The organism is Caballeronia sp. BCC1704 (genome assembly GCF_902833455.1).
GTDB lineage: Bacteria > Pseudomonadota > Gammaproteobacteria > Burkholderiales > Burkholderiaceae > Caballeronia.
The window spans coordinates 575,906-596,470 of the sequence record NZ_CADFFT010000001.1; the positions used below are offsets into that span (position 1 = coordinate 575,906).

The following is a 20,565-nucleotide window of genomic DNA, read 5'->3' on the forward strand; positions in this document are numbered from 1 at the left end:
AGAGGCCGACGACGGCTGCGCCGAGACAACAAGATGCGCAGCTGGAGCAAGCGTGATGATGGCCGTTGGAGTGAGTCGTTTGGCCGCTCGCTTCGGTTCCGTGAGCGTCTGCAGTCTTGTCATAGCTGAAGCCATCGGCCGACTCATGCAGATGGCGGTGCATGTGAGAAGACGCATTGCCACCATGACCCATGCCGAGACTACAGTTCATCGACGCGGCCGCGAACGACTGAACCGGAAGGCTCAGCGCCAAAACGACAACGAGGATGAACTTGCGCCAGTAAGACATGGCTTTGGAACGTAGCATGCGTTTGACAATTGTAAGCCGTAGTCGCCCAAGTGACTAGCCGGAGGAGCGTGCGAAGATTACTGCATGCCGCCTGACAGCAAGATGCGCGGAACATGACGGTTTTTTCATCTTCAACATGAAAATTTTTTCATCTTGCCGTCATGTGCCGCGCATGGAGCACCCGGTAAGCTGCGAGGGGAGACCTAATATGGTTCCAATTCTCAAGTCATCGTGAACCCATGCGCATCCTGCTGATAGAAGACGAGCCGAAGATGACGTCCTATCTTCGCAAAGGGCTCACGGAGGCCAGCTATACCGTCTACATTGCCGACAACGGAGAGGACGGTCTCTTCCTTGCGCTCAATGAGGACTTCGACCTCGTTGTACTAGATGTCATGCTGCCGGGTATAGATGGCCTGAAGGTGCTTAGGGAATTGCGCAAGCAGAAACAAACGCCTGTCTTGCTGCTCACAGCGCGTGACACAGTCGATGACAAAGTCGAGGGATTGGAAGCCGGTGCCGACGACTATCTATCGAAGCCCTTCGCGTATGCCGAGCTACTGGCCCGCATACGCTCATTGCTTCGCCGCGCACCTCGCGCAGTCAAGGATATCCTGCGTATCGGCGACCTCGAAATTGACCTTATCAAGCGCCGCGTGAAACGCGGGGAAACGCGGCTGGAGCTAACTGCACAAGAATTCGCCTTGCTGCAATTGCTCGCCGAGCGGCACGGCGAGGTCCTGACGCGACAGTTCATTACTTCCCAGATTTGGGACATGAACTTCGATAGCGATACAAATGTGGTCGATGCAGCAGTGAAGCGCTTGCGCGCCAAAATCGATAACTCGTATGGCAACAAGCTGCTGCACACCGTTAGAGGGATGGGTTACGTACTCGAGGACCGGTCGTGAACCAACCTGCGTCAGCCAAGTCCGCATATGTGCTGCTTCTGCGATTGGCGGGCGCCTTTGCATTAGCCGCGCTCCTCGTATTTTCGCTGATGGGGGCGTACCTTTACCGGTCTCTCGCGCATGAATTAGAGCGGCGCGACGATGTCGAGATTGCGGGAAAACTCGCCCAATTCCGGCAGTTAATCAGCGACGCGGGCGCGCTCGACGCTGTGCGTCGCGACCCGTCCATCTTCCATGAGGTGCTCCTTTCGCACCCTGGGGTCTATCTGGCTATCATCGGTGAAAGCGGTGATGTGTTAGTGCAGCACGGACTGACAACGACGATGGACTTCCAGGCGCTGATTCGTCAGAAGCACTCGCCGGGCGTCCCATACGGTTGCGAGTCCGCCGCGATAGGCCAAGCGCGCTGCGTGATGGCGCCGCAGAGGCTTCGCTCGGGCGAGGTCGCGCAGGTTCTGCTCTCGCGTAGCGCGCTTGACAGGCAATCGCTGCTCGAGAGCTACCGTATTGACATCTTGGTCGCCGTAGCAATCGGTTCCCTTCTCGTCGGCGGTCTCGGGTACTTGATTACTCGGCGTGGGCTCGTACCTGTCAAGAGCATTGGCCGCCAAGCGTCCCGCATTGAGGCGCACAATTTGAGCGAAAGGCTTGACATCGAGGGGGGACCTGTAGAACTGGAGGAGATAGCGACGTCGGTGAACCGCATGCTCGACAGGCTCGAGCGAGCGTTTGTCCGTCTGTCGCAGTTTTCCTCTGACCTCGCGCATGACATGCGCACTCCGCTGGCGAATCTGCTCAGTGCATCGCAGATAACTCTTTCGCGGCCGCGCACGATTGACGAGTATGAAGCGCTCATCGAGTCGAACATAGAAGAGTATGAACGACTCCAACGCATGATTGAAAACATGCTGTTTCTCGCTCGAACTGACAATGCCCAGCCATTGCTCAACGCTTCGACGATTGACGCGAGAAGCGAACTCGGGCGGTTGGCCTCATATTTTCAAGGTCTAGCAGATGAATCGAGCATTCACATCAGCGTTGAAGGCAGCGCCGTCGTGGAAGCTGACACGAATCTCTTTCGCCGCGCCGTCAGTAATCTGATTTCGAATGCGCTACAACACGCGACACCGGGCTCGACCGTAGAGCTACGTGCTTCCGAGACGTCGCGACAGGCATCCATTGAGGTCGTGAATGTTGGCAACGCGATAGCGCCCGAACATCTGCCGAAAATCTTTGAGCGGTTCTACCGAGCCGACGCATCAAGGCATGGGTCGGCGAAGAACACCGGGCTGGGGCTCGCGATAGTGAAGTCGATTATGCAGTTGCATCGCGGAACGGTCGACGTTCACAGCGCCGCTGGTCGTACTTCATTCTTGCTTCATTTCCCTCGCGCCAGAACAAAGCTCGAGAAAACCCAGCCGACTTGACGTTCCCACCATGAGGCGCTCAAGACGTCTGTGCCCGAATTCCTTTTTGGAGACGATGATGAAATTTCATGTCGAGAAAATATCTTGCGGCGGATGCGCCCAGACCGTCCGGAGGGGCATCGCACAGGTAGACAACGTCGCGCGAGTGAGTGTCGACGTGGCCTCGAAGACGGTTGAGGTCGAAACAACCGCGTCTGAGCGCATGATTAGAGATGCCCTCCAATCAGTTGGCTACAGTGCGACCGAGGCCCAAGCATGAGCGTCATTCGACTATTGCTGCATAACGCTGTGCGGCATCTGAGTGTCGCGGTGATTGGGCTCGCGCAGGCGACGGCGCACGCTGATGACGTCATCGTATTGAACTCGGCCGATGCAAGCATCAGCCTCATCGACCAAGGGACACAGAAGGTCTTAGACACCTATCCGGTCGGCAAGGAGCCGCACCACCTGATGGCGACGCCTGATAACCGGTCGCTCATTGTCGCCAATTCGGTGGCAAACAATCTGGTGTTGCTCGACCCGGAGAACGGGAAGGTTCAGCGATGGATTCCAAACATCGAAGACCCGTACCAGCTCGGCTTCTCGAACGACCGAAAATGGTTTGTCACCAATGGATTGCGGCTTGACCGCATCGACATATACAGGTACGACGGGAAAGACTTCTCGTTGGCGAAGCGGGTTCCGCTCGCCAAGATGCCTAGCCACATGATTTTTACGGGCGACAGCAAGATTGTGTTCGTCACTCTGCAAGAGTCCGGAGAAGTGGCTGCTATCGACCTCGCGAGTCAAACGGTTCTATGGAAAATGCCTGTGGGCAAAGCCCCAGCGGGGCTTTGGCTCACGCCTGGCGACAAATACCTGCTCGTTGGGATGACCGGTGCGGACTATGTCGCGGTTGTCGACTGGCGCGCTCGTAAGGTGGTGAAGACGATTCATACAGACAAGGGCGCGCACAACTTTCGGTCCCTTGCTGATGGTCATCACATCCTCGTCAGCAACCGTGTCGGCAATACCATCAGTATCCTTGACCAAGACAACCTGACTACAGTCGGGACCATTAGCGGCCTATTGCCAGGTCCCGATGACATGGAACTGAGCGAGGACAGGCGATACCTCTGGGTGACTTTCCGATTTACTCGGTACGTCGGCGTCATCGACATGAAGACACTGAAGCTCGTCAACACAGTCAAAGTTGGAAAGTCACCTCACGGCATCTACTTCCACAACCGAGCGCCGCTCTCTTGAGTGCGTCTGCGAGCGCCTGCAGCTTTGGACGAGGACGGCGCCCAAGCCAAGCGATGGTAAGACCCAGCGGCGGATTTGCGCGGCCCTGAGATGGGTATGCTATAGAGACTGCCAACAAAAAGATGCGTCGGGGCGTGAGTAGATGGTAGCTGGCAGCGGGAGCTACCGCCCGTCGACGCCTCGCCGCAGTGGCACATCTTCCGCCGGGCCCGCCAGGCCCGGCGGCCAGCCGACGCCGCATCAATTGCTCTGCGCTCCGCGCTGCTGAGCTACATTAGTTGATTGCTGCGGCGGCTTTGCGAGAAGCCGTGCGCGCAACAGCGCGCGGACCGGCACCAGAAGTCGTTCCTGGAAATAGACGGCGACGATAACAGTGGCAATGAGATACAGCGGATACGTTGCCATGCTGGGAACTACCTGCTTCGACGCGGAAACGCACGCTGAAAAATGCGACGCGCACCAAAGAGGAGACTCGCCCATCTGCAAGAGCTTCAAGACCTTCATCATTATGAAGAACAACGGCACGTGAATGGCGAAGATTGACAGCGCTGAGTTGCCTAGCCGCACGCTGAGGTTCTCGTACCTTGGGCCGATTGAAACGAAGGCGAAAACGGCAACGAGCAGCAATTCTGCCGGCATCAAAGCACCGTTGTGGATGAGGTAGCGCGAGTAAAGCGGGCCGTGAGACTCGAGCCACGCACAGGAGACAAAAGAGGCGGTGACGAAAAGCAGCGCACCGATGACCTTACCAGGGTGGTTGCAGGCGCTAGCGAGCAGCCCTTCGCGGTATAGGCCATACAGGAGAATGCCTGCGAGAAATTCGGGCAGGCGAAGCAGCGGGTTACGGGTGATTAAACCGACAGCTGCTGGGCCGTACCAATGCATCAAAGTGGCGACGGCCGGCGGGATGAGATACAGCACCCACAGTACGACTAGCAGTCGCACCTTTCGGTCAGCCCTCAAGAGCCGAGGAGCAACGAAGGGAAAGGCGATGTAAAAGCATAGCAAGGTCGACAGCGACCACGACGGAGCATTGATTGACGCATACAAGGGGTTCCATACCTGTAGCAGAAGAGTGTTGAGGACAAAGTTGATTGCTGTACCGGCGCCGTCGAGTACGACGTGCGCGTCCCCGTCGTCCAGCGACATCAGGTAAAAGCTGTTCAGCGTTTGCGTGCCGGTGGCTGAGACTACGAGCAAGAGAATCAGCGAGATGAGGTGGACCGGATATAGGTTAGAGAGTCGCTTGACAAAGAATTCTCTTGTCCCACCCCGAAGTTCAGTGGTGCGTCCGAAGTAGACGTGCGAGAGAATGAATCCCGACAGAATAAAGAAAGTGCTGGTTGCGAACCCACCAAGGTTCGTTAGTTCAATGAGCGGAATCCTTACGTTTTGAGGATATTCGCGTACCGTGTGGAAAATCATGAGGTACACGGCTAGTCCGAAGCGAAGTAGGTCCAAACCGACGAACTTCTTCATCAAGGTCTCCTGCAATTTTTTGGCGGCATCATCCGTCGACTGAATCTCGCGTCTGGTGGCTCGCTGTCTGCCACGGACCCGACACTCGCGCGTCGCGGAACGACCGGTGATTCCGAATGAGACGCTAAGGCCAAGGGGCGCGTAGGCAAGTGCGGAACGGCTGGGGCCCGAGTCACTGCACAGGGGCTGGCTGTTCGGCACTTGGCCTGTTCGGGTAAACGGTTTTGACGGCTCGCGCGAACCAGCGGAACGGCCGGAAATGGGCGCAGGCCGATGGTTGAGTTAGCGCAGCCGCTAGACGTCGAGAGGGCGAGGCGGCCGTTCTATGCCACCTGTAAGAAATGACGCTCGGGGATTCGCCGCGTGCGTCAATGGGGCTCGCCCAAGATAGACGCTCGGGCCGATAAATGCATCTTTTGACGGGAGAACTGCACCGAAGCAAAGGAGTTCGCTACAGCAATTAGCCGCATGGCAGGCGTGGCAATGCCCTTGCGTCTTCTGCGACTCTTCGACACTGATGGACCTTTGCCGAAAGCGCTGGGCGGACAATGAAGCTTGGTTTCCTTCAACTTGGCTCTGGCCCGGGTCATCGCACCCAACAAGACCCAGCGGTACGAATGCGGCCGCCGACGTCTGAGCGAGTACGCTCAACGCTAGTAGCAGAACCGCAATCAACCGGCGCCAGTTGAACATAACTTCCAGCTTAATCCTCAGTTCTATCGAAGGTGTCACCCGCAGCGATTGCACTCAGGAACGTTGTCGATAGAAAGCCCGCTAACGTAATGAGCGCTTACGGGGAGCTTATACGAGAAACGCGGCACGCTATCACGGTGCACGACATATTCTAGGTATTGGCGCTTGCGTCCGTATCGGCTGACGACTTACTAAATACGCGAGCAACCGACGACGGTGGCAACGAAATGACGCATTTTGAAGCATCACAACGCGAATTCGGCTGCGACGCCAGCGAGCGCAATGAAGCTCACCGCTGTCGCGACGGATAAGGGAGCCGTTTCATGTGGGCCTCGCATTCCTGTCGCTCCCTGGGCCGCTTTGCCGAGCGACTAACTGGCGAGCTTCGTCGCTTGACATTCCCACCTTGGGAAGGTTCATGCTTGGGCTTTCGATTTGCTACTGGGGGCAAGAGATGGAACTCAAAGTCAACGACATGTCATGCGGTGGGTGCGCGAAGTCGATTGCGCGTGCGGTCACCGCCGTGGACCCCGCGGCCAAGGTCGAAATAGACATCGCTAGCAAAATCGTCAAGGTCGAGTCGGTCCTGCCTTCCGAACGTCTCGTCGCCGCCATTGAGGCCGCAGGGTTTCATCCAACCGTCAGCGCGTAGTCACATCGTCCGCCAGGAAAGATGAAAATGCTAACGGGGTAGTCGCCGCCCAGCTCAACCGTGCTCAGTTGCTCACGGCTTGCGCAGACGTCTCGATACCGGAGATTGCGATGCAGATTGTCACTGCTTTAGGCCATGCGCTCTGGATGGCCTTCACGATGCTATGGCAGATTTTCTGGGGACTAAGCCTGGGCTTTCTGTTCTCTGCCGCGATTGAAGTTGCCGTCTCGAAGTCCGAGATGTCCAAGTTACTACCGAGTGCTTCTCCACGCTCGCTTGCCATCGCGAGCCTGCTGGGCGCCGCATCGTCGTCGTGCTCATACGCCGCAGTGGCCATGGCCCGCTCAATCGTGCGTAAAGGTGGTGACTTCACGGCCGCCATGGCGTTTCAATTTGCGGCGACGAATCTTGTCTTGGAACTCGGCGTGCTGATGTGGGTGCTGATTTCGTGGCAGTTTGCCGCCGCTGAGTTCATAGGCGGCCCAATCATGATTGTCGTCCTGGTCCTCCTTTTCCGGCTCTTCCTCAAGGACTCGCTGGAGAAAAAAGCCATTGAGCAGGCTGACAAAGGCATCGCGGGCAGCATGGAGGGACATGCGGCCATGTCAATGGGCGAACAGCACGGCTCCTGGAAGCAGCGCCTGGTCTCAAAAGAGGGTTGGATAGCCATCAGCCACAACTACGTGATGAATTGGACCATGTTGTGGCGGGACATTGGTATCGGGCTGATTGTTGCCGGCGCTCTCGGCGCCTGGGTACCCGGCAGCTTTTGGCAGAAATTCTTCCTCGTAAGTCATCCCACGCTGGCCATGATTTGGGGTGCCTTTATTGGACCGCTTATTGCCGTTGCGTCATTCACCTGTTCGGTGGGCAACGTACCCCTCGCGGCGGTGCTGTGGAACGGCGGCATTAGTTTTGGGGGCGTTGCATCGTTTATCTTCGGCGACCTCATCATAGTCCCCATCCTAGACATATACCGAAAATACTACGGCGGCAGGATGACTATTTTCCTTGCCGTGACCTTCTATGTTGCGATGGTTTCCGCCGCCCTGTTGGTTGAAGCGCTGTTTCAGTTGTTTGGCTGGGTTCCGACGCAGCGACATACGGCAGTCGTCGACGCAACGATTACCTTCAACTACACATCGGTTCTCGACATCATCTTCGGTGCCGTGTTCATCGTCTTGCTGGTCGTCTTTCTACGGACGGGCGGCCCTGAGATGATGCGGATGATGCAAGGTGGTGAGCATGACCATGAGGCCCACTCAGGCCACGGCTCGCAAGCTGCAGTTTCGCGTCACCGCCACGACCACGCCAAAACGCGTCAACGCGAAGCGGGTAGAAGAGGATAAGGAGTTCTCGGTCATGAACAGGCTGCAATCCACGCCGGTATCGCGTGGGCTGTGGCCGGAGTGACCGCCAAGCTAAGCGGCCGCACCAATGCCTATGGTGAGACAGCACGAGCATTGCAGCCGACGACAATTCAACATAGGCTTTGGCTGCCCAGAGAAGGTCGAAGGGCTGCGTTTCTCGGGCGATAAGCAAAAGCACGCTACATGACCTTCCTCATGCAAGCGGCCGTTGCAATACAAAGCTTCCGAAACTGTGCGCTCCCCTGGACTTCTCGAGGCGCCGTAAGTCGGTCAGCATCGGCGTATCCGTAGCGGCGGAACATTGCAGCTGCGGTCGTGGTCAGCAGCCACAAATCGCGAATGCCCTGCATTCGCGCTCTTTGTTCGGCCGCGAGCAATAGCGTGGAACTGAGTTGCTTGCTACGAGATGTCGGTGCGACGACTAGCGACCTTGAGAGCGCGGAATAACCAAACCGCTCGAGGCCAATGCATCCAGCAATCTCTCCGTTTTCGTTTCCCGCGAGCAAGAAGTCCTTAATCAGCGTCACGTCGACATCCGAGGCCGGGAGCTATCGAAGGGTTGGCGGCGCTTTGGGCTTCCGAGTCGACGGCGATGTGGTCTAGCGGGTCCGGGAAAGATGCGGAGGCGTCGGTGCTGTCAGTTCGGGACCGTTACTTTTTGCCGGCTTGCAAAGTCTGGCCGTCAGCGCCACCAGGTGACCCAACGCGCGCGGACCTTCCTGCCTGCAACTGTCGCGCGCGCATCGCGTCTGCGGTAGACACTTGTCCCGTCGGATTGCCCGTCAAGTCTACTCGCGGCGCACCCTCGACCAAGCTGTTCCAGTAACGGTTTCCTCTGCACCAAAGCTTGATTGCGTCTTTCAGCTCGCGCTCAGAAAGGGAAAGGTCAGCGCGCTGTGCCAGAAGGTCGTTGAGGATGCCTACTTTCAGCGCGACCTTCGGTGCGGGATTTCTTGGGAACGCTTTCGGAAAACGCTTCTGTAGCTTGCCGATAGTATGCACGACCGGGTCCACCGGTGGCGTCGCGCTGGTGTCCGGCGGTCGGTCAGCCCGGCTAACTTGCTTCTTTCCGGCCTGCCGCTTGGCAGCACTCTTAGCCTGTTGCGCGAGTTGCTGCTTTAGAGCAGCGAGTTGTTCGAAGCCCATGTCCGTGTATCTAGGAAACAAGAGCGGATTCTAACAGTCGTCCAAGGCATTGGCATTTCGGCCTTCAGGCCCCCATTCGTCGGCGAGCCGACGCGCGGACCACCGACTTCCCCGTGATATAGGGGTAAGAATCGATGCGAGCGGGAGCGGGCCGGTAGTCAGGTATGACGATTGCAAGCCGACAATGTCTCCTCCGCGTCCTTCCCCTCTCTCTCGGACGTGGACCTGGGCCCGCCCGGCCCCCGTGCGGGCGTTTTTTCACCAAGTTTTGGCAGACATGGCCAGCTCACCGCGTTGTCGCAGTTTGGCAGGGCCGATTCATCGATACTGCATTACTCCGCATTGCTCGCCTAGCCGCAGCCCGGCCGCTCGTGGTCAGACTGCAAGCGACCAGTCATCGACTCCGCTCACGACTGCTTTTCCATTTTTACGATGGTCATCCCGCCGTTGACATTCTCGACGCGGACCTTGACCTTATCGCCCTCCTGCACCCGCTTGAGCATCCCAGCATCCTTCGCTCTGAACGCCATGGTCATGGGCGGCATGCCGACGAGTAGCCACAGGCGTTGCGAGGGCGATTGGACGCAAATGCAGGCGTATTTTAGCCGACGGTCAATACACTTACTGAGCGCGTGAACGGCCTTTCAGAAGATTTAGGGTAAGAACTGGACAGGAACTCGAGTCTACCGGACATCGGGTGACACGACTGAGTGAAGCCTGTGAGTCCGACCCTCACTATTTCCGTATAGTGTGAAATGCTACTTTTGTCTAATACCCGCGTAATAAAATCGGGAAAACGCGAACCTCGTTGAATAAAATTCATTTTCTTGATAAGTTTGTGCCGTTGGCGGTGCTTGCTGCCTCGTCTTGACCGGTGAAGGACGACGGGGCGCGAAATCGGAGTGTCCGGGCCGGTGACGACTCAACCCGGACTTGGTTGCGGCGCACCGGCGCACATGACACCCTCGGGACTCCTAAGGAGCCCCGACGTTGGCGGGCGACGAAGACTGGGAGCGTACATGGCGAGGAAGAAAATTGGGGTGCGTCCGCTGCTAGGACCATACACATCTGCAGACGCGCGAGCGGTTGTTGAAGAATTAGGCGCCTATGGTTCGTATCCGAGACCCGCAACGGATGGTTGGATAACCGATTTGTTCACCAAAGCGGCAGCGAAGATTGGGGCGCCAGTCCAAGATTCGGTTAAATCAATATTATTGTTACTCGAGTGCTTTCTGCAGATTACTGGATTGAGATTTGTTCGAGGCGATTGGGCGAAAAATAGAGTAACCCTTGAACTTTTTCTCGGCGCAGTGTACTCGACTAAGTTTTTCGCCGCGACACTTTACACAAGGCACAGAAAAGCAAGGGCTACGCTACGTATCCTGGCAGCATCCGATTTGTCGGCCCCAGACAGCTGGGTCTCAGCCGCATTTCCAAGTGTGCGAAGCACGTCGCCTACATTAGAGGAGTTTCGGTGTAGATTTGAGTGCCTCATTCTGGATAAAGAACGAGTCGCTTACTGGATGAACTGGGCGAGCACCAACTCGACAGGCACTACAACATGGTTTGACCTCGCAGGCGTATATGACACGTTCGGACGTGAATATACGCGGGAGTTCTATTTGGCGTGCGCCAGCTATCATGCGCTGATTGGTCGAGCCGCTATTCCGCTCAGAACCGAACTGCCTAGTTACATGGTGATGAATTCCGAACTCGCGCTTAGTGCTCGTTCAGACCACAATGCTAGTCAAGAATTCTGGAAGGGGTTAATAAGGTATTTGTTGCAAACCCGAACCACGGGCTCGGCGGTTACAACTATTATTGCGGCATGGCGGTCGCGGGTGCCCAAATTCTTGAAGGCGCTCGACAAATCGGGAATATTCGTTGAGCCAGTTGGCGGTTTGCCACTTCCACCAGCTCATTTTGTTCCGCCGTCGGACACGCACGTTAGACGCATTGGTGGCAGTCTGCTCCGCTTTAAAAGCGTCACTCCGTTTTCTACCGAGTCATTCACAGACGAAGAAGCAATTAGGCAAAAAACGCAAGAAGTTTCCAGTGATTTAGACGTGATTGCAAGATGGGCCGAAGCAAAGGCTAACCAAGTATGGGTTGCCTACAAGAACAGATTGGCGCTCGCGATGATAGGGGTTCCGGTTACCTTGAGGCACCATGGAGCGCTGGATTCTCCGAAGATGCGTATGGAAGACAGGGAAAAGCTCGAAAATAGAGCTGCCACGCTAAGAAAATACGGGTTGGTGGCTAATTACGACTATCTCAACAACAAAGGGCCGAGTCAGCGAGAGCTTTTCGGCCGCAAGAGAGGGGACATGGCTAGTCAATTGGGCATGCCCACGTTAACGGCAATTTTCCCGTTTATGACTATCCTGGTGATACGTCACCCAGAGATTACGGACAGTTTTCTAGCGACACTTGAGCTGTATGACAAGTACAACTCAAGGGTCGGTTTTGGGACAAACCAGGCAGGATATTTCCTGCGGGGTTTTAAGCGGCGTCGAGGAAAGGAAAAGGCACAACAGACTATTCAGATAACAAGTGAATCCGCTCGGATGGTTCTCAGAGTCTTGTGCATCACGGGAATATGCCGAAGATTCCTGAAAAGCCGGGGGGACGACGCGTACAGATACATGTTTCTTAGCACGGGAGGCGGTTTTGGCTACCCAACCAAATTTGGCGCCGTTACACACAAGATTTCGACTAAACGAAATCAATCGCAACAGTTCATTAGGGAACTCCAAGAGCTTACTCTATGTTCGCTGGAGCAGGCATCAAAAATTGCTGCGAACTTCAGTCTGACGAAACTTCGAGCGCAGGTGGTCGTCTCAAATTATTTGGAAAGACAAGATACGGCCGAGGTAGCTCGCGCTCTCGGTCATGTGCGCTTCAACTACAAGCTTGTCGTGCGCTATGTACCGCAGCCGCTAATGGTTTTTTTTATGGAGCGCTGGGTGAGGATTCACCAGACTCGATTTATCGTAGAGGCGCTGAAAAACAGCCCATACAGACTTGAGGCGAGCGGGTTTGAATCGGCTGCCGAACTTGAAAGATTCATGAAAAATCACTGTCTGAGAGTCGACGACGCGGACAATAGATTTCCCGGTCAATCTGTTGAACGAACGGAACAAATGAGCGGCTCAACAACGCTAATAGGGATAGACGAATCAGTGATGACGATACTGTGCAGCATTGAATTATCGAAAAAGGCGCATCTTACGAGAAGTCTTCGACCGGCCGCAGAACTTTGGGCCGAGGCCTCCTCCCCGATAATTGAACACATCGAGGCAATCAAGGAGACGCGGCCAGACCTGTTTGCTTACCTTGACCGCGGTCGCAGTGCGGCCAGTGTTTCTTTGGTCGAAGGAGTTCTATATGAGTAATCTCCCGGCTGATATACAAAAATGGATTGACGAAGATATTGCCGAGAAGGCGAAACGACTTCGCCGAGCCCGCTTTTTAAAGTCCAGCTACGAGTCGCCAGTTTGGACTTGCTTCTTCGAAGACCGACATGAATTTCAAATTGATTGGCAAGTGCGGCTAAACGACGGGTCGTTGCTTACAGACCCTAAGAACGACGAGCTTTGGGATGAATGTCGCATGTTCTTGTGTGCCCAAGAACATGCAGAAGAGAATAAAGGAAGGGAAAAGGCTGGAAGGTCAACCTATTACAACGTTCGCTCAGCGATGCGGATAATAGACTACTTCTTGCTCAACGGTGAAACCTTGAGAATTCACCGGTTTGCACTGAATGCCCTGACTGCTTCTGATGTTAAGCGAATGCTTTCAACGCTAGCAGCGTCGGGCGCGGCCGCGGATATTTACAATTGGAGAGAACGGCTTGGTGATTATCTCCGAGGTGAGTCGGCGTCGGTAACTTGGGATGACGTGTGCAGCGCTATGAAGCGTAGTCCCAATATCGCATCGATTGACTTAAACGCGGACGAACGGGAATTGAACCTGAGCGACCGTGAGTTAATCTACGCGCGCATTTGGATTCATCGAGAGGGCTTGTGTGTGTCCGAATCGTCTGGTGCACCCTACAGCATTAAGCCCAACACGGTCGCGCTCAGTTCACGTATATACAAGAATACTATCGCTGGCGCGGTACGGCGAAAAATGCTAGAGGAGCTGTGCTGGGCACCAAAAGAAACCTACACGTGTGAGTACCCACGGGCATCTGTCCAGGCGGCGCCGTATGAAGACGACCAGCCAGCGAGCATTGCGACATTACGGCTATATCTTAGAGTTGTTCGCCGATTGCGGCATGTTGCAGACGCGGGCAAAGGTATCCCAAGAGCCGCCCTTCGTGAACTCACCGATGCAAGTGCTGAACTGTACCTTGCCCAAACCTCGACGGGCCACTATGTGATTCCGTCCACGGCCGAAGTCAATTTCGCATTTGCAAGAGCTGTAGATTTTTTTAAGCGCGAAGTTAGTCATATTTTTTCAAGCTACGTAAGTGTCGCGCGCGCAGCGTGCAACGCCAAAGAGGAAGGATGGCGAGCATATGCCACTCCTCTTCGCATAAAGGAGTTAGTGAAGAAGGAGACTCGAGAAATCGGGGTTGCGGTTTGGAGCCTTGCTAGAGCTTTGGGTCGGTCGTGGCCGGGCTTGAATAACGAAAAGATGCGGCCATCGGCCTCGGATTTTTTTGACAGAATGCGTAAAAACGAAGGGCTGTTGGAGCTTCTGCATATCGCAATCGGGGCGTGCTTGTTTATCGTCGGCGCCGTTTCCGGCCGACGGCAAGGCGAATTGCAAGATTTGGTTGCGGCCACTTGCCTGGACGTTGACAACCGCCTGCTCGTTTTTGCCAACAGAAAAACGGGCTACTTAGGCAGTCGTCAAATCATCTCCAGACCGATTCCGAAGTTGGCGATTCAGGTCATAAGTCAAATAAGACAATTTCACAAGGAACTATCCGAGATAGAGGGAATGCCGAAAATTGTAGGTGTGTTTTGTTCATTCAGCGAAGATGGCGAGTGTGTCCTATCTCATTCAAGCATGAACCGGTTGCTAGACAGATTTTATGACTACATCGAGATGCCACTGAGAGCGTCGGGAGAGAGAGCTTATATTCGGCAACATCAGTTGCGAAGATTTTTTGTCACTAGCTATTACATGCGTCGAGCCGGCACGCTTGATGCCCTAAGCTGGTATCTTGGTCATGTTAGTCTAAAAGAAGTTGACGCGTACATCGATTTTGATTTTTCTGTCGAGGAGCGGGAGAGGGTTCAAGCACACGTTGCCGTCGAGGCGTTGAAGACTTCGAGCGACAGCGCGTATGAGCGATTGCGTGCTGTGATTGAGTCAAGGTTCGGCTCAGCGTGTGTGGTCGTGGATGAGTCCGACGCTGTGGAGATGTTCTTATGCTCAAAGCGACGGGAGGGCGACGGCCAGGCGGTCGACGAGGTACTGAGCTTCCCTTGCGGTAGAAAACTCGCGCTGCATGTCACAAGGTGAAGATACGTTGGCTATCAAAAGCGACTTCGTGCAGGCAATCAAGCTGGAGAGAAGCTCGACGATACGCTTGCTAAAGCTGTTGGAGCATGCGGAACGGAGCATTTCGGATTTTAGGGAGTGGCCGGGACTCGTGGCAGCTGTGAGTTCCCAGGCGGCGCTCGCCGGCTTCAAAGACGAAAGTCTTGGCATTTTTCCTTGTAGCTTGAATACTTTAAAGAAAAGAGCAAACAGTGAAATTGGTATGCAGTGGGCCACCTTAGATGCAATCAGGGCGAAGCTTGTATTGGAATTCTCAAAGGAGAGGACACCGGCTCGAACCTCGCGACCGGGCCGAGGCTCTAAAGCAGACCTTGAGCTAAAGTTGAAGAACCTTCGTGCTGACTATCATCAATTGCAAAGCGATAACTGGCAACTCGTTAAGGGGATTCGGGCCTTGTTAAGTACTTTGGACAGCATTGTGCAACAATATTCCGACGAAGGCGTGGAAAAGCAAGTCAAGACCGAACGGGCGGAAATAATGGCGATGTTCAGTCTGTTGAATCAACCTGTCGTGAGGCGCAATGAAGAGGCGGAAGGGGAGTGAAGTTAGAGAGGAGCGGCAGCTTGTTGTCACGTTGCCGCGCCATTTTCGGTACTTCTCCCATTTGGACCATGGCGGAGTGGCGCACTTCAGTGAACTCGACAACGGGTCATATCTGAATTGGCCGGACGGGCGACTTTGTTTCGAGGCGACGTCATATCTTCAGGCCCAGATAGAAGCTGGGAATGCGACTGCTGTCCGAGGGGGAACGGTTAGGCTGAAGGCCTACAACGTTTCTCATTTTGTTCGATTTTGTTATCAGACAAAAACGAATTTCATAGATATGTCGGACGCGAAGTTTAAGTTGTTCGTCAACAATATTCTTCACGAGTCGAAAGTACCGGGCAACGTCGCCAGCGGCTTGATACGGGATGGCTCAACGCCAAGGAATATCTGTCGCGACGTCTTGGATTTTTTGTTTCATGTAGGGGTACTGCATTGTCGCCCCGATTTTGTTTCCGCCACTGGCGCAGTAAGAGCTGAGAAGGTCACTAAACTGCGTGCGCCGGAACAGGGCGGCCCTCCGCGTTCGTTTGATTGTTGGGAGCACGCTGCTTTGCCTGACCGGGGAGTGGTTCGGAGCAGGGGTGCTATTAGCGACGGAAACATCAAAAAGCTTGCCGGCGCAGTCAGCGATGTGGTCGGTAACGGCAGATTTGCTATTTACAGAAAGCGCCGTCTCCACGTCATTCTGCGGCTGTCTCGCATACTCGGATGTCGTAGGACCGAACTCCTGATGCTACGCGTGGAGGACTTTGAGAATGCTGGGCGAATGGCCACACCTTCGTTGAGCGTGATTACGCTGAAACAGGGACGGCCCGAAAGGCGAAATGTTGAAATCAATCGCGTCGAAATCAACGAAATTCTAAGCTTCGTGAAAGTATTTCGGTCGGTAGTCATAGACGCCACGTGCGGCGCGGCGAACGACGACGGATTCTTGTTTGTGAGTGCCACCACTGGGAAGCAGCTGGCCGAAAACACCATAACCCAGCTCATGCGAGACCTTCGAAAAGCGGCTGGCATCTCTGAGCAGACATGTCATCACATGTTTAGAGGGGTGTTCATCGTCGAGCAGCTTACCCGCCTGATGGAGAAACATAACGCGCTGTCGAAGGATGACTTCCATCGCTTGATGTTGAACAAAGGTGCGATGCTGAGGGAGGTAATGAAGCAAACTGGGCAGAAAAGCATGAAGACCATCTTGCACTACCTAGAGGGCGCTGAGGCGAAGTTGGCCAACTTGCAACAAACTAAGCAGAGCGTGCGAGCCGACCTCCTCGCTGAGTCTCTCAAGGTATGTGGGGAGCAACATGAGCAGAGAGTGGCAGAGGGAATACCACAACTGGTTTCGTTTCGTATTTACCAATCCTCCGTTGAGGCAGCGAGACAGCATGCCACCGTGCTTGCCAGCGAGGATTGATGTCTAGGATTGCTCCGTTCCACCCACATTTCTGGGGCCCTTGCCCGGGCCTTCGACTTCCGTTCCAGTTTGACGATTGTCAGCCCTAGTTCCCTGTTCTTCTTGGCGTTTTCCTTTTCAAAGTCATACGGTTACCAGGTTTTGACAACGCATTGCATAAAGCAAAACGGGGAGCTCGTCGAGAAAGAGCACGCCGAGATGCGCTAGCGTGATTTCGCCCGGTTGCGGCGGATTGCGCCCGCCGACGAGCGCGACCGAACTCGACGAATGATGCGGCGCGCGAAACGGCCGCTGCCGCCACTGCGCCGGGTGAAAGCCCAGCGAGCTTGCCGAGAGAATGGCGGCGGACGTGAGCGCTTCGTCGTCCGACATCGGCGGCAGAAGGCCGGGCAGACGTGCGGCGAGCATCGACTTGCCCGCGCCCGGCGGCCCGACCATCAGCAGATGATGCCCGCCCGCCGCCGCCACTTCGAGCGCCCGCCGCGCGCCCGGATGACCGATCACATCGGCGAGATCGGGCGACGGCGCCGACGACGCGTCCGAAAGCGTAGCGGCTTGCGCGGGCCGCAGCCGCGCGTCGGGCACGCCGTTGAGATGGGCGCACAGTTCAGGCAAGTCAGCTGCGCCGTACACGTCGATGCCTGGCACGAGCGCGGCCTCGGCGGCGCTCGCGAGCGGCACGTATATCTCGGGAACACCGGCGCTGCCCGCGTACTGACGCGCCGCGCCGCAGACCATCGCGAACGCGCCGCGCATCGGGCGCAGCGCGCCGGTCAGCGATAGCTCGCCCGCGAATTCACGATTCGCGAGCGATTCCGCAGGAATTTGCCCGCTCGCGGCGAGAATGCCGAGCGCGATCGGCAGATCGAAGCGTCCCGATTCCTTCGGCAGATCGGCGGGCGCGAGATTGACGGTGATACGGCTGACGGGAAAATCGAAGCCGCAGTTCTGCAACGCGGCGCGTACGCGCTCGCGGCTTTCGCGGACTTCGAGATCGGGAAGGCCGACGATGGAGAACGACGGCAGCCCGTTGGCAAGGTGGACTTCGACGACAACTTCCGGCGCGCGCCCAGGGGCGGGCGCGCGGCTGCGTACCACGGCAAGCGACATGATTTCACCTGAAACGGCGCGCGCCGAAAACGGCGGCGCCGGCAATAAGACTAGAACTTCACGGCTCGCCGGCCGGGTACCAGAGAAACAGCGGGCTTAGTCTTGCGCCGCGCCGGTGCTTGTCATCCGCTGCTCCAGTTGCGCGACGCGCTTTTCCAGTTCTTCGAGCCGCGCGCGCGTGCGCACGAGCACTTGCGTCTGCGTATCGAATTCTTCGCGCGTGACGAGATCGAGCTTCGAGAAGCCTTGAGAAAGCATCGCCTTCATGTTTCTTTCGACGTCCTTCGCGGGCGAGTTCTTGAAAAGCTCGCTCATCTTCTGCTGCAGGTCGTTGAACACGTCGTTGGGCTGCTTCATCGTTTCTCCCTTCTGCACAAATAAAGTGCATTCATTGTTAGGTCAGTGCCCCGAAACATCGAATGGTCGATGTTGGTGCGCGCGCGTGCTCCGCGAACGCACGCCGGGGACATCTCACAGGCGACGCGATTTTAGCGCCGGCTCGCGGCTGCGTTGGCCGTCCATGCCCTTTTTGCGGACCTCGCGACCACTCTAGCAATGAACCGGCCCCTGCGCCAGCGCACGCCGCGCGCGTTAGCCGTTCGGCAGAGGGGCGCGGTGCTGTCCGACGCAATATCGCTGAAAGCCTTGCCGATACTCGGTTGGCATACGAGTTGCATAAGTGGCGCGACCTTTTCTCAACGCGTTCTCAGCGGAACGGCAGGCGGAAGGATCAGGCAACCACAGCGAGGGACACATGAAACTCATCACCGCAATCATCAAGCCGTTCAAGCTCGACGAAGCGCGCGAGGCGCTTTCGGCCATCGGCGTTTCGGGTATCACCGTCACGGAAGTGAAGGGCTTCGGCCGCCAGAAGGGGCACACCGAGCTGTATCGCGGCGCGGAGTACGTCGTCGACTTCCTGCCGAAGGTGAAGATCGAGGCAGCCGTTTCGGACGACATCGTGGATCAGGCAATCGAAGCCGTCGAACGCGCGGCCCGCACGGGCAAGATCGGCGACGGCAAGATCTTCGTCACCGCAATCGAACAGGTGATTCGCATTCGTACCGGCGAGACCGGCGCGGACGCGCTCTAAGAAAAATCGGCGATAAGAGGAACCAGAAGAATGCGCAACTTTTTGATGTCATTGATGGTGGCGGGCGCGCTGATCGGCGCGAATGTCGGCACCGCACTCGCAGAGGACGCGTCCGCTCCGGTCGCCGCCTCGGCACCCGCGTCCGACGCCGCTGCGGCGAGCGCATCCGACGCCGCTTCGGCGGCAAGCGCGCCTGCCAGCGCGAACACGGCGATGGCTTCGTCGGCAGAAGCGGCCGCTGCCGCATCGGGCGCGTCTGAAGCTGCGCCTGCCGCGCCGACCGAGCCGTTCTCGGTCGATTCATCCAAGATCAGCTCCGGCGACACCGCGTGGATGCTGACCTCCGTCGCGCTGGTGCTGTTCATGACGATCCCCGGTCTCGCACTCTTCTACGCGGGCATGGTGCGCAAGAAGAACGTGCTCGCGACGGTCATGCAGAGCTTCGCGATCTGCTGTCTCGTGACGATCCTCTGGACGGTGGTGGGCTACAGCATCGCGTTCACGCCGGGCGGGTCGTTCATCGGCGGCTTCTCGCGCGTGTTCCTGCACGGCATGGCCTACATCAAGGGCGACAAGGCGACGACGCTCACCGTCAGCCATCTCGCCTCGACGATTCCGGAGTCGGTCTACTTCGCGTTCCAGTTGACGTTCGCGATCATCACGCCCGCGCTCATCACCGGCGCGTTCGCGGACCGCATGAAGTTCTCCGCGATGCTCGTGTTCATGGCGCTGTGGTCGCTCATCGTCTACTCGCCTATCGCGCACATGGTCTGGGAACCGACCGGCTGGCTGGCGACGGCAGGCGTGCTCGACTTCGCGGGCGGCACGGTGGTGCACATCAACGCGGGTATCGCGGGTCTGATGTGCTGTCTCGTGCTCGGCAAGCGCGTCGGCTATGGCCGCGAAGTGATGGCGCCGCACAACCTCGTGCTCTCGCTGATCGGCGCGTCGATGCTGTGGGTCGGCTGGTTCGGCTTCAACGCGGGTTCGGCGGTCGCGGCTGACGGCCGTGCCGGCTTCGCGATGCTCACCACGCAAATCGCGACCGCCTTCGCCGCGTTTGGCTGGATGTTCGCGGAGTGGCTCACGAAGGGCAAGCCGTCGGTGCTCGGCATCATTTCGGGCGCGGTGGCGGGTCTCGTGGCCGTGACGCCTGCATCGGGCTTCGTCGGCGTGCCGGGCGCGATCGTGATCGGCATCGTCGCGGGCGTGGTCTGCTTCTGGTCGGCGACGTGGCTCAAGCACAAGTTCAACTACGACGACTCGCTCGACGCGTTCGGCGTGCACGGCGTGGGCGGGATCATCGGCGCGCTGCTGACGGGCGTGTTCGCGGTGAAGGACATCGGCGGGTTCGACGGCTCGGTGCTCGTGCAGGCGAAGGGCGTGCTCGTCACGCTGATCTACTCGGGCGTCGTCAGCTTTGTCCTGCTGAAGATCATCGACATGACCATGGGCCTGCGCGTCACGGAAGAACAGGAACGCGAAGGTCTCGACGTGACGCTGCACGGCGAACACGTCGAATGACGAATGTGCCGCAAGCGTGCGCGTATCGATCGCGCGCGCTGCGGCTACAAGAACGAGCGCAGCGACTTGGCCCGCCTTCATGGCGGGTTTTTTTCGTTTGAAGCGGAATAAACACTGCGCGTCCGGGTTTCGTCCATTGAGGATCGTC

The 20,565-nt window shown here is 56.8% G+C and carries 15 protein-coding genes and 2 pseudogenes; 12 read left to right on the forward strand and 5 right to left on the reverse strand.

The features are described from left to right. Positions 1 to 528 precede the first annotated feature (528 nt). The 4 genes from HWX53_RS02690 to HWX53_RS02705 are packed head-to-tail and all read left to right on the forward strand — an operon-like array spanning position 529 to position 3,872. Positions 529 to 1,200 (forward strand): heavy metal response regulator transcription factor, encoded by a 672-nt coding sequence (locus HWX53_RS02690; RefSeq protein WP_175939186.1) that lies wholly within the window; start codon positions 529 to 531, stop codon positions 1,198 to 1,200. Continuing rightward, the gene (locus HWX53_RS02695) at positions 1,197 to 2,627 is read left to right on the forward strand and encodes a heavy metal sensor histidine kinase (protein ID WP_175939188.1); all 1,431 of its coding nucleotides are present in this window, start codon (positions 1,197 to 1,199) and stop codon (positions 2,625 to 2,627) included. Before HWX53_RS02690 ends, HWX53_RS02695 begins: the two co-directional genes overlap by 4 nt. Positions 2,628 to 2,685: 58 nt before the next feature. Next, the gene (locus tag HWX53_RS28015; RefSeq protein ID WP_175940578.1) at positions 2,686 to 2,886 is read left to right on the forward strand and encodes a heavy-metal-associated domain-containing protein; all 201 of its coding nucleotides are present in this window, start codon (positions 2,686 to 2,688) and stop codon (positions 2,884 to 2,886) included. Next, positions 2,883 to 3,872, forward strand: a complete 990-nt coding sequence (locus HWX53_RS02705; protein ID WP_244139986.1) for a beta-propeller fold lactonase family protein — start codon at positions 2,883 to 2,885, stop codon at positions 3,870 to 3,872. The genes HWX53_RS28015 and HWX53_RS02705 overlap by 4 nt, the downstream gene beginning before the upstream one ends. Positions 3,873 to 4,112: 240 nt before the next feature. On the opposite strand, the gene HWX53_RS02710 is transcribed toward HWX53_RS02705, so the two are convergent. Further along, positions 4,113 to 5,351 carry an acyltransferase gene (locus HWX53_RS02710; RefSeq protein WP_175939190.1) on the reverse strand — a complete coding sequence of 413 codons (1,239 nt, stop codon included), beginning with the start codon at positions 5,349 to 5,351 and terminating at the stop codon, positions 4,113 to 4,115. Between the two features lie 1,147 nt (positions 5,352 to 6,498). Between HWX53_RS02710 and HWX53_RS02715 the strand changes: the two genes are divergently transcribed. Continuing rightward, on the forward strand, positions 6,499 to 6,696 hold the full coding sequence (locus HWX53_RS02715; RefSeq protein ID WP_175939192.1) for a heavy-metal-associated domain-containing protein: 198 nt from the start codon (positions 6,499 to 6,501) through the stop codon (positions 6,694 to 6,696). A 110-nt stretch (positions 6,697 to 6,806) separates the two neighbouring features. Then, the gene (locus HWX53_RS02720; RefSeq protein WP_175939194.1) at positions 6,807 to 8,045 is read left to right on the forward strand and encodes a permease; all 1,239 of its coding nucleotides are present in this window, start codon (positions 6,807 to 6,809) and stop codon (positions 8,043 to 8,045) included. A 672-nt stretch (positions 8,046 to 8,717) separates the two neighbouring features. On the opposite strand, the gene HWX53_RS02730 is transcribed toward HWX53_RS02720, so the two are convergent. Both HWX53_RS02730 and HWX53_RS02735 read right to left on the reverse strand, forming a co-directional pair. Continuing rightward, entirely contained in the window at positions 8,718 to 9,212 is a 495-nt protein-coding gene (locus HWX53_RS02730) for a ProQ/FinO family protein (RefSeq protein WP_175939198.1), read from the reverse strand. 407 nt (positions 9,213 to 9,619) lie between these two features. Beyond that, a pseudogene (locus HWX53_RS02735) lies at positions 9,620 to 9,763 on the reverse strand (copper-binding protein); the annotation flags it as partial. A gap of 972 nt (positions 9,764 to 10,735) precedes the next feature. Between HWX53_RS02735 and HWX53_RS02740 the strand changes: the two are divergent. The 4 genes from HWX53_RS02740 to HWX53_RS02755 all read left to right on the forward strand — a co-directional run bounded on the left by HWX53_RS02740 (position 10,736) and on the right by HWX53_RS02755 (position 16,690). Next, the gene (locus tag HWX53_RS02740) at positions 10,736 to 12,607 is read left to right on the forward strand and encodes a hypothetical protein (RefSeq protein WP_175939200.1); all 1,872 of its coding nucleotides are present in this window, start codon (positions 10,736 to 10,738) and stop codon (positions 12,605 to 12,607) included. Beyond that, complete coding sequence (locus HWX53_RS02745; protein WP_175939202.1) at positions 12,600 to 14,690, forward strand: site-specific integrase; 2,091 nt, start codon at positions 12,600 to 12,602, stop codon at positions 14,688 to 14,690. The genes HWX53_RS02740 and HWX53_RS02745 overlap by 8 nt, the downstream gene beginning before the upstream one ends. After that, entirely contained in the window at positions 14,677 to 15,273 is a 597-nt protein-coding gene (locus tag HWX53_RS02750; protein WP_175939204.1) for a hypothetical protein, read from the forward strand. Before HWX53_RS02745 ends, HWX53_RS02750 begins: the two co-directional genes overlap by 14 nt. 280 nt (positions 15,274 to 15,553) lie before the next feature. Continuing rightward, positions 15,554 to 16,690 carry a site-specific integrase gene (locus HWX53_RS02755; protein ID WP_175939206.1) on the forward strand — a complete coding sequence of 379 codons (1,137 nt, stop codon included), beginning with the start codon at positions 15,554 to 15,556 and terminating at the stop codon, positions 16,688 to 16,690. A gap of 168 nt (positions 16,691 to 16,858) precedes the next feature. Here HWX53_RS02755 and HWX53_RS02760 read toward each other — a convergent pair. Continuing rightward, positions 16,859 to 17,800 (reverse strand): annotated as a pseudogene (locus HWX53_RS02760) (ATP-binding protein); the annotation flags it as partial. Positions 17,801 to 17,896: 96 nt separating this feature from the next. Beyond that, the gene (locus HWX53_RS02765) at positions 17,897 to 18,157 is read right to left on the reverse strand and encodes an accessory factor UbiK family protein (protein ID WP_175939211.1); all 261 of its coding nucleotides are present in this window, start codon (positions 18,155 to 18,157) and stop codon (positions 17,897 to 17,899) included. Between the two features lie 397 nt (positions 18,158 to 18,554). Here HWX53_RS02765 and HWX53_RS02770 point away from each other — a divergent pair, with 397 nt between their 5' ends. Both HWX53_RS02770 and HWX53_RS02775 read left to right on the forward strand, forming a co-directional pair. Further along, positions 18,555 to 18,893 (forward strand): P-II family nitrogen regulator, encoded by a 339-nt coding sequence (locus HWX53_RS02770; RefSeq protein WP_014190273.1) that lies wholly within the window; start codon positions 18,555 to 18,557, stop codon positions 18,891 to 18,893. A 30-nt stretch (positions 18,894 to 18,923) separates the two neighbouring features. Further along, positions 18,924 to 20,417, forward strand: a complete 1,494-nt coding sequence (locus tag HWX53_RS02775) for an ammonium transporter (RefSeq protein WP_175939212.1) — start codon at positions 18,924 to 18,926, stop codon at positions 20,415 to 20,417. The last annotated feature ends 148 nt before the right edge of the window (positions 20,418 to 20,565 follow it).

Excerpts from the sequence above, each read along its gene's own strand:
- HWX53_RS02745 (WP_175939202.1), top strand. The coding sequence starts at position 12,600 with ATGAGTAATCTCCCGGCTGATATACAAAAATGGATTGACGAAGATATT.
- HWX53_RS28015 (WP_175940578.1), top strand. The coding sequence starts at position 2,686 with ATGAAATTTCATGTCGAGAAAATATCTTGCGGCGGATGCGCCCAGACC.
- HWX53_RS02740 (WP_175939200.1), top strand. The coding sequence starts at position 10,736 with ATGAACTGGGCGAGCACCAACTCGACAGGCACTACAACATGGTTTGAC.
- HWX53_RS02765 (WP_175939211.1), bottom strand. The coding sequence starts at position 18,157 with ATGAAGCAGCCCAACGACGTGTTCAACGACCTGCAGCAGAAGATGAGC.
- HWX53_RS02755 (WP_175939206.1), top strand. The coding sequence starts at position 15,554 with ATGTCGGACGCGAAGTTTAAGTTGTTCGTCAACAATATTCTTCACGAG.
- HWX53_RS02775 (WP_175939212.1), top strand. The coding sequence starts at position 18,924 with ATGCGCAACTTTTTGATGTCATTGATGGTGGCGGGCGCGCTGATCGGC.
- HWX53_RS02710 (WP_175939190.1), bottom strand. The coding sequence starts at position 5,351 with ATGAAGAAGTTCGTCGGTTTGGACCTACTTCGCTTCGGACTAGCCGTG.
- HWX53_RS02730 (WP_175939198.1), bottom strand. The coding sequence starts at position 9,212 with ATGGGCTTCGAACAACTCGCTGCTCTAAAGCAGCAACTCGCGCAACAG.
- HWX53_RS02705 (WP_244139986.1), top strand. The coding sequence starts at position 2,883 with ATGAGCGTCATTCGACTATTGCTGCATAACGCTGTGCGGCATCTGAGT.
- HWX53_RS02715 (WP_175939192.1), top strand. The coding sequence starts at position 6,499 with ATGGAACTCAAAGTCAACGACATGTCATGCGGTGGGTGCGCGAAGTCG.
- HWX53_RS02690 (WP_175939186.1), top strand. The coding sequence starts at position 529 with ATGCGCATCCTGCTGATAGAAGACGAGCCGAAGATGACGTCCTATCTT.
- HWX53_RS02750 (WP_175939204.1), top strand. The coding sequence starts at position 14,677 with ATGTCACAAGGTGAAGATACGTTGGCTATCAAAAGCGACTTCGTGCAG.
- HWX53_RS02770 (WP_014190273.1), top strand. The coding sequence starts at position 18,555 with ATGAAACTCATCACCGCAATCATCAAGCCGTTCAAGCTCGACGAAGCG.
- HWX53_RS02720 (WP_175939194.1), top strand. The coding sequence starts at position 6,807 with ATGCAGATTGTCACTGCTTTAGGCCATGCGCTCTGGATGGCCTTCACG.